Here is a 13,296-nt window from a genome sequence, read left to right on the forward strand (position 1 = left end):
AAGATAAAAGCGTGGAAATAAAATTTTTCGATTCTGTAAAAAGGAGTGAGCAAATGAAAGACAGGAAGGAACAATTGAGCAAACAGATGCAGCTTTACGCAGTTACAGACCGCACATGGGTGGGAGAAAAAACCTTTTTGGAACAAATAGAGGAATCATTGGAAGGAGGCATCACGTTTTTGCAGCTAAGGGAAAAGCATTTGTCAGAAGCAGCATTTTCAGAGGAAGCAAAGAATGTTCAAAAGCTGGCTGCAAAATATAAAGTGCCCTTTATCATCAATGACAACGTGGAAATTGCCGGGAAAATACAGGCAGACGGCGTTCATCTGGGGCAGCAGGATATGGATCCTTTAAAAGCTAGAAAACTTTTGGGCGAGGATAAAATTATCGGAGTTTCCTGTAGAACAGTGGAAGCCGCCAAAAAGGCAGAGGATTGGGGCGCAGATTATCTGGGAGTGGGAGCTGTATTTTCTACTTCTACCAAAAATGATGCAATCGTTATTACAAGAGAAACCCTGATGGAAATCTGTCAGGCAGTTTCCATTCCTGTGGTAGCCATTGGCGGAATCAGGGAATCAAATCTTATATCATTAAAAGGAACCGGTATTTCCGGTATTGCTGTAGTTTCTGCCATCTATGGTCAAAAGGATATAAAACAGGCCTGCAAACGACTGCGGGCCTGTGCAGAGCAAATCACGCAGGGAGGAAAATCATGAAAAAGGTATTGAGTATCGCAGGGTCTGACTGCAGCGGTGGTGCGGGAATCCAAGCGGATATTAAAACCATTACCATGCATGGTCTGTATGCCATGACTGCCATTACGGCTTTGACTGCTCAAAATACAACAGGTGTTTACAACGTACAAGTAGTGTCACCGGAATTTGTAGCACAGCAACTGGACTGTATTTTTCAGGATATTCGTCCTGATGCAATAAAAATAGGCATGGTTTCAGACAGTAACATTATCGAAATCATTGCCCAAAAACTGAAAACATACAAGGCAGAAAACATTGTTATAGACCCTGTTATGGTGGCGAGCAGCGGAGGCAGCCTTTTGTCTTTGGAGGCGAAAAATGCCTTAAAAACAGGGCTTTTTCCTCTGGCTGATATCCTGACCCCCAATATACCGGAAGCCGAGTTTTTATCAGAAACAAAAATTCGAACCCATCAGGATATGGAACGGACTGCCGCGCTGCTTGGTGAGCAAATAAAAGGGGCAGTCCTTTTGAAGGGTGGCCATCTGCTGCAGGAGGCTGACGATTTGCTGTATAGGAACAAAGATTATTTCTGGTATCCTGGAGAAAAAATTCAAAATGAGAACACGCATGGTACAGGTTGTACTCTTTCCTCTGCCATAGCCTGTAATCTGGCAATAGGATATGACATATCGGAAAGTGTGAAGAGAGCTAAGGAATATGTAACAGGCGCCATAAAGGCACAATTGAATCTCGGAACAGGCAGTGGACCTCTGAACCATATGTATCTTACTCAAAAGAACAGGTGAATGATGCTTGAAAAAGAGGTGGGAGAGTGGTATGCTTCTTCTATATCTTTTGAAAGGAATGACTTCATGTACTACAGAAAACCTCATTATTATGACCGCTTCGTCTGTACTGCAGATAAATGTCCGGATACCTGTTGTGCCGGCTGGCAGATTTTTATAGACGAGGATACTTTAAAAAGCTACAGTCAGGTTCCGGGAACCTTTGGAATCCGCCTTTTAAATTCCATAGACTGGTCCCAGGGAGCATTTGAACAATATAAAAAACGCTGCAGCTTTCTGAACGAAAAAAATCTCTGTGATATTTATAAAGAACTGGGGGCTTCTGCTCTTTGTGAAACCTGCAGACAATATCCCCGACATACGGAAGAGTTTGAAAATCTCCGTGAGTTTTCCCTTTCTCTTTCCTGTCCTGTGGCAGCGGAAATGATTCTTGGCTGCAAAGAAAAGGTTATGTTTTTGGAGGAAGAGGACAGCCAAAAAGAGCGTGAGGAAGACTATGAAGATTTTGATTTCCTGCTTTTCGGAAAGCTGGAGGAGGTACGAACCTGCCTTTTTCAGCTCATACAAGACAGAACGTTGCCCATGAGAGAACGAATGTTTTTATGTTTACAGACCGCCTTTGGCTTTCAGAAAGCACTGGAAGAGGGAAGGCTTTTTGAAAAGGATTTTGCGGTTGAACCAGAGAAAAAAGAAACGTTCAAAAAGAAAAGAAGTACGGAACATAATGCCGAACTTCGTTTTGAATCCATGAACCTTATGCTGAAAGATTTACAAAAGTTAGAAGTTTTACGAGAAGAATGGAGCGAAAATCTGACTAGATTGAAGCAGAATATCTATACAAAAGGAAGTGATTTTTATCAGAAAAACCGCATGGATTTTTTAAAAAAAGAAGGAGAAACGGAAAACTGGGAAATTTATAAGGAACAACTTCTTCTCTTTTTTGTTTATACATATTTTTGCGGTGCTGTCTATGATGATATGGTATATACGAAAGTGGTTCTGGCTGTTTTTTCTGTACTCTGGATAGAAGAACTGTGCTTTGCAAAATGGTTGGAAAACCAGGGACATCTGTCTTTTGCAGAGATTGTAAAGACAGCCTGGCAATATGCCAGAGAAATCGAACATTCTGATGAAAATTTGAACTTGTTGGAAGATATTTTTGATGAACAGGAAGAATATTTTCCTGAAAAACTGAAGTCTATTTTATAAAACAGAAAGGACGAAGAACTCTATGAGTGAAGAAAAAAAACAGGAAAAACCATATTGGGAGGACAAGGAATACTCCTTCTTTTCACATAAAAACTGCGAGTATTTTCCCTGCCATGAAACAAAAGATACGGACAATTTTAACTGTCTGTTCTGCTACTGTCCCCTGTACGCCCTGGGCAGCAAATGCGGTGGTAATTTCAAATATACTGACAATGGGATTAAGGACTGCAGCGCATGTCTTTTGCCTCATAAGAAGAAAAACTATGGGTACATTATGAGCAAATATAATGAAATTATGGAACTGGCAAAAAAGAACCGGTAAAGAGAACAGAACTGCTTTCTTCTCCTCTATTTCAGAGAAGAGAGCAGCTCTTTAAGTTGTATCAGGTCTTTGCATACATAGTCGCAAAAAGGCTCTAAATCAGGTGCAAACGGGGTTAAATCCGGCACCATGCAGGTACAGGCGCCTGAAGCACGTCCTGCCTTCAAGCCGTTTCTGCTATCCTCCACAATCAGGCAGTTCTCCGGCTTTATCCTCAGTTTTTGAGCAGCCTTCAAAAAGATTTCCGGGTCAGGCTTACTTTTTTTTACCTCATCTCCGCATACGGAGGCAGAAATAGCCTTTGAAATGCCCGCCATATCCCAGTAGTGAGCAGCGCGCTTCCTTGGGGTAGAGGTTGCCACTGCCCAGGGAATTTTCTCCTCTGTGAGATAGGATACGATTTCCTGCAGTCCCTTTTTCTGAGGCAGAGAATAGTGCTCAATATATTCTGCCAGGTATTGCGAACGAATGGTTCTGGCATAGTGATAATCAATCCTTCCCGCAAACCATTTTTCAAACAAAGCTGCATTCTGTTCTCTGGAGCCGCCTCTCATCTGTCCAAGCTGCTCTTCTGTCAGCGTAAAATCCAATTTTTCCCCTGCCTTTTGCCAGCCCTCTTTCATAATTCGTTCTGTATCAAATAAAACTCCGTCCATGTCAAAAATAACAGCCTGTATCATAAAACCGCCCCTTCTGCAAATTGCTTTTTTCTCTTCTGTTCCCTTTAGAATACCAGAATTTCATACTTCACGCAAGAAAAGCATTGGATTTAAAAGGGGAACATGGTATAATGATTGCACGTTGTGCAATTGACGGCTTGAGAAACGGAAGGTATACATAATGAAAATTATTATTTCTCCGGCAAAGAAGATGCATATCCGGGAAGATGAGGCTGTGAGCCTTACACAGCCGATTTATTTGCAGAGAGCAGAAGAGATATGGAATACCTTGAAGAAAATGGATTTTCAGGAACTAAAATCTTTGTGGAAATGCAATGAAAAAATTGCCGGACAAAACTGGGTTCGGTTACAGGAACAGGATTTTCATCAAAATTTTACCCCTGCCATATTGGCGTACGAAGGAATTCAATATCAGTATATGGCTCCTGTGGTTTTTTCAGAAAAGCAGTGGAAGTACGGAAAGAAAAATTTACGGATTTTATCCGGACTTTACGGGATTTTAAAACCCACAGACGGAGTAGTTTGCTATCGTCTGGAAATGCAGGCCAAGTTAAAAATGAAAATGGATTCTGAAGAAAACCGGGATTTATATGCTTTCTGGAAAGACCTTATTTATAAGGAATTAGTAAAGGAAGATGCTGTTATTTTAAACTTGGCATCAAAGGAATACAGCAAAATAGTAGAACCTTATCTGACAGAAAAGAATTCTTTTATCACCTGTGTTTTTGGAGAATTAAAAGAAAATAAAGTTTTGGTAAAGGGAACACAGGCAAAAATGGCAAGAGGCGAGATGGTACGCTGGCTAGCGGAAAATCAGATAGAAAAAATAGAGGAAGTAAGAGAATTTCAAGGACTTGGATATCAGTATTCTACCCTCTATTCCACGACAGATAAGCTGGTATTTTTAAAAGAAAAGGAGGTATTAGAACATGAATTTTGAACAGGAAATAAGGGAAATCATAGAGTATTATGCGGCGCAAAGGAATCCTAAGGAGCAGGAAAATATAATTGCCATGCTCCGTGAAATTCAGGAAACAGAAGGTTGTATTCCGCTTGCTGCACAGGAACTGGCAGCTGAAAAGCTGGGAGTAAAAAGATCGGTTTTCACCTGCATTATGAAGCGTCTTCCTGATTTGAAAGAAGAAATTTACAGCCATCAGCTGGTGCTTTGTACAGGAGAACGCTGTCAAAATAAAAAGAGTATGGAAATTCTAAAAGCAGTCAAAGAAGAACTGAAAATAGACAAAGATGGATTTTCTCCGGACAGAAAAATCTATCTGAAGACGCAGAACTGTATGAAGCAATGCAGGACCTCTCCAAACATGAAAGCAGACGGAGAATTGTATGCTGCTGTGACAAAAGAGCAGGTCTTGGCGCTTTTGAAAAAATGGAAATAAAAGAGGAATACAGATGAAGTATAAGGCATTATTATTTGATTTGGACGGTACACTGACCGCATCAGGCGAGGGAATTACCAAATCGGTTCAGTATGCGCTGAAAAAAATGAGAAAGGGCAAGCTAGCCTCAAACCTGAAGGAATTAGAAGTATTTGTAGGCCCTCCTCTATTGAATCAGTTTATGATTTTTGCAGGATTTTCCGAAGAAGAAGCCGCTTTGGCTGTAAAGTACTATCGGGAACGTTATACCGTTACCGGAATTTTTGAAAATAAACCTTATGAAGGTATTACAAGTCTTCTCAGACAGCTAAAAGAGAAAGGCTATTTATTGGCAGTGGCCTCCTCCAAGCCGGATTCCATGGTAAAGGTGGTCCTAGAGCATTTTCATCTTCAGAACTACTTTCATGTTGTAAAAGGCAGCGATATCAACCGCCCTACCATGACAAAAGCACAGGTAATTGAAGAAGTGTTAGAAGAATTGGCGCTTTCAGACAGAACAGAAGCCGTGATGATTGGAGATAGATTTTATGATGTCAGAGGCGCAAGAGAAGCAGGACTTTCCTGTATTGGTGTTGCTTACGGATACGGCAGCAGGGAAGAGTTGGAGCAAGAGGGTGCTGTGGCAGTGGCAGAAACTGTAGCAGAATTAGGAAGCCTTTTCGGTGTTTCAGAAAAAAAGGAACAGGATTTTCAGATTTATGATATCGGGAAAGAATTGTTTTCTTCTCCTGTATATCCGGGAGATCCAAAGCCTGAAAAATCCCCTTTTCTGGCAATAGAAAAAGGGGATATCTGCAATCTTACCATTATCAAAATGGGAAGCCATAATGGAACACATCTGGACGCACCTAAACACTTTTGTCAGGGAAAAGGCGGCGTGGATACCATTCCTCTTGAAAAATGTGTAGGGTATTGCAAAGTAGTTGAGATTTCCGGTGTAATTACCGGAAAAGACATGGAAAGATTTTTGGCAGACGGAACAAAAAAATTGCTTTTAAAAGGGGAGATTCTCCTGACACCGGAGGCTGCCAGGGTTATAGCAGATGCGAAAATTGACTTAATCGGTGTAGAAAGCCAGACTGTGGGGGAGGGCCATACGCAGCCTGTGATACATGAGATTTTACTTTCTGTGGAAGTAGTAATACTGGAAGGACTGGTGTTAAAACAGGTGAAACCAGGACAGTATTTTCTTGCAGCGCAGCCCTTGAAATGGGAAGGACTGGACGGTTCTCCGGTAAGACCGGTGCTGATATCCGCAGATTAACCGGGATAAAGAATCAGACATGGGGTTTATGATATGCAGGAAACATATATGGAAGGACAGATTATTACAGACAAAAATTGATTAATCTTAATCTTATTGCATAGGAAATTCCTTTGGAATCCTATGCAATAAAAAACACATTTGCCGCGAAATTCTCTTTTATTGGCTCTTCTTTTTGGGATTTATCTGTGCCAGAATAATCGCTCCAAACATCAGGACACAGCCCAGTATTTCCCGTCCGGTCAGAGTCTGACCAAGGATAATCCAGCCCGCCAGAACAGAAACCACAGATTCCAGACTGAGTATCAGAGAGGCTATGGTAGGGTCTGTGCCGCGCTGTCCGATAATCTGAAAGGTGTATGCTACCCCGCAGGATAAAATCCCGGCATAGCAGATGGGCAGCCAGGCTGCAAAAATATCTGCCCAATGCGGTTCTTCAAAAGCAAACATCAGGACACTGGACAGAACTCCTGCAAAGAGGAACTGAATACAGGACAGCTTTGTACCGCTGACTTTTTCCGTAAAATGGTCCACCACCATAATATGAATCGCAAAGCAAATGGAACAGGTAAGAATCAGAAAGTCCCCTTTGCTTAAAGAAAAGCTGCCCTTCATACAGAGCAAATACAGTCCTATCAGAGCAATGGCAACGCTGATCCAGATTTTCATACCTGCCTTTCTTTTGAGGAAGATTCCCAGAATCGGCACAATAATAATATAAAGAGCTGTAATAAAACCTGCCTTTGCCACAGTCGTATAGGCGATTCCCACTTGCTGCAGAGTGGTGGAAACAAACATCATAAATCCGCATAAAAGTCCGCCGATAAGTAAGTCCCCGGGTCTGTCCAGAACCTTTTTTTCTTCCGTACCACCGGATTTTTCCACATTCTTTTTTCCGGAACGATTCAGAAAAATCACGCAGGGAATCAGGACAATTCCACCTAAAAGGCAACGAACCGCGTTAAAAGTATAGGGGCCTACATAGTCCATTCCCGCGCTTTGCGCCACAAAGGCAACGCCCCAGATAATTGCTGTAATAAAAAGCAGAATAAAGTTTTTTGAATGTTTTGCTGACATGATTTACTCCTTAAAAACAGAGGGTGTCGCACCAAACATATGGCAGAAAGCCTGTTGTTTTGTGCGGCACCCTTTTTGTTTATTTTATTCTCTTCTTTCCTTCGTAAAGCTTAGTCCAGTGATTTGTGATACTCCTGTAAGGATTTTAAAGTAGCAGTTTCTTTTGTAAGCACTGCCTTGATTCCCTTTGCACTTGCAAGTGCAGCAGAAATGGTTGTGATATAAGGTATTTTTTTGTTGATAGCTGTTTTTCGCAGGTAAGAGTCATCGTATTTGCTTTGTTTTCCGGCAGGTGTATTGACAATTAAATCAATCTGACCGTTTACCATAGCGTCATAGATGTTTGGACGTCCTTCCTGAAGTTTTTTCAGCATTTCACATTCCACACCATTTTCGTTGAAGTATTTTGCACAGCCTTCTGTGGAAACAATCTTAAATCCAAGCTCATGGAACTGTCTTGCAGCTTCTAAAGCGCCTGCACGGTCATTTTTGTTTACGCTGACTAAAGCAGTTCCACCAAGAGGCAGTTTTGCTCCGGCTGCTTCCTGTGCTTTGTAGTAAGCCATACCAAAGGATTCGCTCATGCCGAGCACTTCACCGGTAGAACGCATTTCCGGTCCCAGAAGAGGGTCAACCTCAGGGGAACATATTAAATGGGAATACGGCTTCTTTTACACCGTAATATGGGTGCGCCTTTTCTTCAAAAGCTGTTACATCAGGACGTTCTCCTGTCAGTTTATAGGTCATAAGCTTTGTGGCAATGTTTGCCATGTTAATGTTACAGACCTTAGATACCAGCGGCACGGTACGGGAAGCGCGTGGATTTGCTTCCAGAACATAAACCTTGCCCTCACAGATAGCATACTGCATGTTCATCAGACCTACAACGCCCATTTCACATGCAATGGCAGTAGTATATTTGCGGATTAAAGCCTTGTTTTCTTCTGAAATTTCTACAGAAGGAATCACACAGGCAGAGTCACCGGAATGAATACCGGCCTGCTCAATGTGCTGCATAACAGTAGGAACAAACGCATGGGTACCATCAGAAATTGCGTCTGTTTCACATTCCAGGGCATTCTGCAGGAATTTGTCCATGAGAATCGGGCGTTCCGGAGTTACATCAATGGCAGCAGCCATATAGTTTCTCAGCATATTGTCGTCGTATACGACCTCCATACCGCGTCCGCCCAAAACATAAGAAGGACGAACCATCATCGGATAACCAATGCGATGTGCAATTTCCAGAGCTTCCTCCACATTTACAGCCATTCCTGATTCCGGCATTGGAATTTCCAGTTTGTGCATCATTTCGTTAAACAGGTCACGGTCTTCTGCCATATCAATAACAGCAGGAGAAGTACCCAGAATTTTAGCGCCTCTTTCTTTCCAGCTCTGCTGCAATGTTAAGAGGAGTCTGACCGCCAAACTGTACGATAATGCCAAGAGGTTTTTCTTTGTTGTAAATAGACATAACGTCTTCTACTGTCAGAGGCTCAAAATACAGTTTATCAGAGGTATCATAGTCTGTGGAAACCGTTTCTGGATTACAGTTGACCATGATGGTTTCAAAGCCAAGTTCTCTTAAAGTAAAGGCTGCATGTACACAACAGTAGTCAAATTCGATACCCTGTCCGATACGGTTTGGACCACCGCCAAGCACCATAATTTTTCTGCCGTTGGATACCGGTGCTTTGTCTTCTCCGGTATAGGTAGAATAGTAGTAAGCAGTAGGCTCTTCTACACCGCTGACCGGTACTGCGTCCCAGCGTTCCTGCATACCGAGGGCTTCTCTGCGTTTGAATAATTCCCATTCATCAATTTCCAGAAGCTGTGCCAGATATTTATCAGAAAATCCGTCCTTTTTCGCCTGAATCAGCAGTTCGTCAGGAAGTTCCTGCCCTTTGTAGGAAAGAATTTCTTCTTCCTCATCAACCAGTTCTTTCATCTGCTCTAAGAACCACATTTTGATATAAGTCATTTTATGAAGCTCTTCCAGAGGAGCGCCTTTGCGAATCGCTTCGTATAAGATAAACTGTCTTTCGCTGGTTGGCTCTGCAAGCTTGAGATACAGTTCTTCCAGAGTCATTTCGTGGAGGTCTTTCATAAAGCCAAGGCCATAGCAGCCTCTTTCCAGAGAACGAATGGCTTTCTGAAGAGCTTCCTTGTAGTTTTTACCAATGGACATGACCTCGCCTACAGCCTTCATCTGTGTACCCAGCTTATCCTGGGAGCCTTTGAATTTTTCAAATGCCCAACGTGCAAATTTAATTACAACATAATCTCCGGAAGGTTTATATTTATCCAGAGTTCCTTCTTTCCAGTATGGAATTTCATCGAGAGTCAGTCCTGCTGCAAGAAGGGCAGATACATAAGCGATTGGGAATCCTGTTGCTTTACTTGCAAGAGCAGAGGAACGGGAGGTTCTCGGATTGATTTCAATAATTACCACACGGTCAGATACCGGGTCATGGGCAAACTGTACGTTTGTACCGCCGATAACACCTACAGATTCTACAATGGCATGCGCCTGTTTTTCCAGACGATCCTGCAGCTCCTGTGAAATGGTGAGCATTGGCGCAGAGCAGAAGGAATCTCCTGTATGGATACCAACCGGGTCAATATTTTCGATGAAGCAGACAGATACCTTGTTTCCTTTGGCATCACGCACAACCTCAACTTCCAGTTCTTCCCAGCCTAAAATAGATTCTTCTACCAGAACCTGGTTAATCATGGAAGCAGCAATACCTCTTGCAGCAACCTTCTTTAATTCTTCTTCATTATAAACGAGTCCGCCGCCGGTACCGCCCATGGTATAAGCCGGACGGATAACACAGGGATATCCCAGTTCTTTGGCAATGCTTACGGCTTCTTCTACAGAATAAGCCGGCGCACTTCTTGCCATTTCAACCCCTAATTCGTCCATGGCTTTTTTAAATTCAATACGGTCTTCACCGCGGCTGATGGCATCGACCTGAACACCGATAACCTCTACGTTATATTTGTCCAGTACGCCTGCATGGTAAAGCTCCTCACAGAGATTCAGACCGGACTGACCGCCCAGGTTCGGAAGAAGGGCATCTGGTCTTTCTTTTTCAATGATTTCTGTCAGACGATCTACATTTAAAGGCTCAATGTAAGTAACATCAGCAGTAGAAGGGTCTGTCATAATGGTGGCAGGGTTTGAATTTACCAGTACGATCTCATAACCCAGGCTTCTTAAAGCTTTACATGCCTGTGTACCGGAATAGTCAAATTCACATGCCTGTCCGATGATAATAGGACCGGAACCAATAATAAGAATTTTGTTTATATCGTTTCTCTTTGGCATAAAGAACCTCCATTTATATATGATTTTTACATATCGGGAAAATTAATCCAGTGACAGTATAACATAAGGAAAGTTTAGTTATCAAGATGAAATGAAGGATTCTCTCAGAAACTGTCGGAATTTCGCTTTACCGTACCAAACTTCTATGCTATAATTGACTAAAATCATTGGAAATACCAAGAATTTTCAAGAAAATTTCTAAAAACTACCGAAAAAGAAGGAGGTACGGGGAAATGATTGAAGTGAAAAATCTGACAAAATATTATAATTTTGCCGAAAGGCCTGCAGTGAAAAATGTAAATTTTCTGGCAAGAGAGGGAGAGGTTACGGTTCTTCTTGGACCAAACGGAGCCGGAAAATCCACTACCATCAAAAGTATTGTCAATCTTTTAAATTATCAGGGGGAAGTCAACATCTGCGGTTATCCGAATCACAGTCTGGAGGCAAAAAGAAGTTTTGGCTATGTGCCGGAGGTACCGATTCTCTATGACCTGCTTACTGTGGAAGAAAGCATCAATTTCATTGGTAAGGCATACCGTCTGCAAAATTACCGGGAAACCGCAGAAGCATATTTGGAACTTTTTGAACTAACGGCACAGAAGGATAAGCTGTCAAAGGAATTGAGCAAAGGTATGCGGCAGAAACTGAGCATGCTTCTGGCTCTTCTCATACAGCCCAAAGCCCTTCTGGTTGACGAGCCTATGGTAGGTCTGGATCCTGCGAGCATTGAGGCAGTCCTGCAGCTTTTTATTCGTTTGAAAGAGCAGGGAACCTCCGTATTAATCAGCACTCATATCATTGATGTGGTCAATGACATCTGGGATTGTGCCTACATTATGAAACAGGGAGAAATTGTACGTGAAATCCACAGAGGAGAAGAGGGCAGTGAAACTTTGAAACAGATATTCTTTGAAACAACTGCGGAGGGGAAAGCATGAATTCTTTGATGTATTTAACTTTTACCAAAATAAAAGGTATGATACGGAATCAGTTCCGCAGCATTACCTCCGGTCTGATAACTATTTTTACAGTGCTTCTATACGGCGGTCTGGTGATTATGGTATTTGCAGGTTCTAAAAGCTATGACCCGGAACTCATGGGGCTTGATGCCAATCTGGCTCTTATGGCCGGCATTGGAATGACAGCCCTTATTATGCTCACCGTTCTTTTGAACAGTCGGAAAGCCCTGGTGTATGACACGGACGCCTACTATCTTTTTGCAGGTCCTTACAACCGAAAACAGGTGAATTTTTACATTATGGGGCAGAGTATAGTCCATGCCCTCTTATATGCTTTGCTGGGTTGCTTTATGATGGCCATGTTTTCCATGGGAAACTTTTTTTCTGTTCCCTACTTTCTCCTTGCCCTTACTGCACTCTGGTTGGTGCTGTTTTTCTTCTTTTTGCTGACAGATTATATTTATATGTGGTCTTTGGTAGACAAGAAGTATGGAAAATGGCATTATGCAGTGGCAGGTCTGTTTTTCCTCTCTGTACTTATTGTACTTCTGCTCTCCGCAGCCCGTACAGAGTATGAAATCAAAGAAGGGCTTCTGGCATTTGTCCTGGGAGAAGAATTTTATTATGTTCCTTTTTTTGGCTGGGCGAAATGGGCGTTAAACTCCTTTCTCGCACAGGATTATCTTGCAATTCTCCCTGGAATGGGACTTTTACTTGCTTCGAATCTGGCTATTGTGGTATTCTTTTTACACTTTGACAAAAACATTGCAGAGCAGGCAGTACAGGACGCGGAAGCTGTCAGTGATTATGTCCGCAAGGCAAAAGCAAACGGCGGAGCCTCTGCCACAGCGGTACAAAAAGTAAAGCATGTAAAAGGAGAATTCCCGGAAGGCGCCCGGGCTATCTTCTTCAAAAATCTGCTGATTATGCGAAAAACCGGAAATTTTCTCAGAAAACAGGATATTATGATTCTGGTCATTTATTTTGTGGTCAGCTATGTGGCCGTGCCGGAGGGCAGGTTTTATATGTTCTGCTATATGCTGATTCTGTGGCTGTTCAGCCTGTTAAATGACAAGGAACTTTTGGGAGATTTAAAGAATTATCAGATTTATCTCATTCCGGAAAGTCCGCTGAAAAAGCTTATCTATGCAATTTTACCTGCATACATTAAGGTAGCGGTGATTATCAGCACTGCCATTGTATTTGCAGGCATATTAAACCGTATGTCCCTGCTTTCCATTCTGCAGTACCTGATTATGCTTTTAGGATACGGTATGATTTTCATTGCAGGAACCGTGCTTTCCGTACGAATTTTAAAGACCAGAAGCAATGTCATGCTGGAAAGTCTTCTGCGCATGCTGATTATTCTGGCATGTGCAGTACCTGCAACGATTATCGGTTTCCTGTGTTACCTGTTTTTCCAGGATCTCCATGTTACCATGCTGGTTATTTCTGCAGGAACACTGGTGTTGAATTTTCTTGTATCAGCGCTTGTTATTGTAGCTTGTCAGGGTATGATGAACGGAAGAGAATTATAATATAGAAAAATAGTA

Annotated in this window: 11 protein-coding genes and 1 pseudogene; 9 read left to right on the forward strand and 3 right to left on the reverse strand. The window is 42.3% G+C overall.

Annotation, left to right across the window (positions count from 1 at the left end):
- The first annotated feature begins 53 nt into the window (after window positions 1–53).
- From thiE to DQQ01_RS08545, 4 genes are all read left to right on the forward strand, one after another.
- A complete protein-coding gene (gene thiE, locus DQQ01_RS08530; RefSeq protein ID WP_111919673.1) occupies window positions 54–716 on the forward strand; it encodes a thiamine phosphate synthase in 663 nt (220 codons plus the stop codon).
- Window positions 713–1,504: a bifunctional hydroxymethylpyrimidine kinase/phosphomethylpyrimidine kinase gene (gene thiD, locus DQQ01_RS08535; protein ID WP_111919674.1), complete on the forward strand. Its 792-nt coding sequence runs from the start codon at window positions 713–715 to the stop codon at window positions 1,502–1,504. Before thiE ends, thiD begins: the two co-directional genes overlap by 4 nt.
- 66 nt (window positions 1,505–1,570) lie before the next feature.
- Entirely contained in the window at window positions 1,571–2,713 is a 1,143-nt protein-coding gene (gene fliB / locus DQQ01_RS08540; RefSeq protein ID WP_111920873.1) for a flagellin lysine-N-methylase, read from the forward strand.
- 22 nt (window positions 2,714–2,735) lie between these two features.
- A complete protein-coding gene (locus DQQ01_RS08545) occupies window positions 2,736–3,035 on the forward strand; it encodes a cysteine-rich small domain-containing protein (RefSeq protein WP_111919675.1) in 300 nt (99 codons plus the stop codon).
- A gap of 26 nt (window positions 3,036–3,061) precedes the next feature.
- Here DQQ01_RS08545 and DQQ01_RS08550 read toward each other — a convergent pair whose 3' ends face one another.
- On the reverse strand, window positions 3,062–3,715 hold the full coding sequence (locus tag DQQ01_RS08550; protein WP_111919676.1) for an HAD family hydrolase: 654 nt from the start codon (window positions 3,713–3,715) through the stop codon (window positions 3,062–3,064).
- Between the two features lie 160 nt (window positions 3,716–3,875).
- On the opposite strand from DQQ01_RS08550, the gene yaaA reads away from it, so the two are divergent.
- From yaaA to DQQ01_RS17460, 3 genes are read left to right on the forward strand one after another with little or no spacing between them, the layout of a single operon-like run.
- On the forward strand, window positions 3,876–4,655 hold the full coding sequence (yaaA, locus tag DQQ01_RS08555; RefSeq protein ID WP_111919677.1) for a peroxide stress protein YaaA: 780 nt from the start codon (window positions 3,876–3,878) through the stop codon (window positions 4,653–4,655).
- Window positions 4,645–5,112: an NADH-quinone oxidoreductase subunit NuoE family protein gene (locus DQQ01_RS08560; RefSeq protein ID WP_111919678.1), complete on the forward strand. Its 468-nt coding sequence runs from the start codon at window positions 4,645–4,647 to the stop codon at window positions 5,110–5,112. Before yaaA ends, DQQ01_RS08560 begins: the two co-directional genes overlap by 11 nt.
- A 13-nt stretch (window positions 5,113–5,125) precedes the next feature.
- Window positions 5,126–6,376, forward strand: coding sequence for an HAD hydrolase-like protein (locus DQQ01_RS17460; protein WP_308779027.1), 1,251 nt, complete (start codon window positions 5,126–5,128; stop codon window positions 6,374–6,376).
- 159 nt (window positions 6,377–6,535) lie between these two features.
- On the opposite strand, the gene DQQ01_RS08570 is transcribed toward DQQ01_RS17460, so the two are convergent.
- Window positions 6,536–7,453, reverse strand: coding sequence for a DMT family transporter (locus tag DQQ01_RS08570; RefSeq protein WP_111919679.1), 918 nt, complete (start codon window positions 7,451–7,453; stop codon window positions 6,536–6,538).
- Window positions 7,454–7,563: 110 nt separating this feature from the next.
- Window positions 7,564–10,784, reverse strand: a pseudogene (gene carB / locus DQQ01_RS18130) (carbamoyl-phosphate synthase large subunit).
- A gap of 233 nt (window positions 10,785–11,017) precedes the next feature.
- Here carB and DQQ01_RS08580 point away from each other — a divergent pair.
- Window positions 11,018–11,722 carry an ABC transporter ATP-binding protein gene (locus DQQ01_RS08580; protein WP_111919680.1) on the forward strand — a complete coding sequence of 235 codons (705 nt, stop codon included), beginning with the start codon at window positions 11,018–11,020 and terminating at the stop codon, window positions 11,720–11,722.
- Window positions 11,719–13,281, forward strand: coding sequence for a putative ABC exporter domain-containing protein (locus tag DQQ01_RS08585; protein WP_111919681.1), 1,563 nt, complete (start codon window positions 11,719–11,721; stop codon window positions 13,279–13,281). Before DQQ01_RS08580 ends, DQQ01_RS08585 begins: the two co-directional genes overlap by 4 nt.
- Window positions 13,282–13,296 lie beyond the last annotated feature (15 nt).

It is taken from the genome of Blautia argi (genome assembly GCF_003287895.1).
Classification (GTDB): Bacteria; Bacillota; Clostridia; order Lachnospirales; family Lachnospiraceae; genus Blautia; species Blautia argi.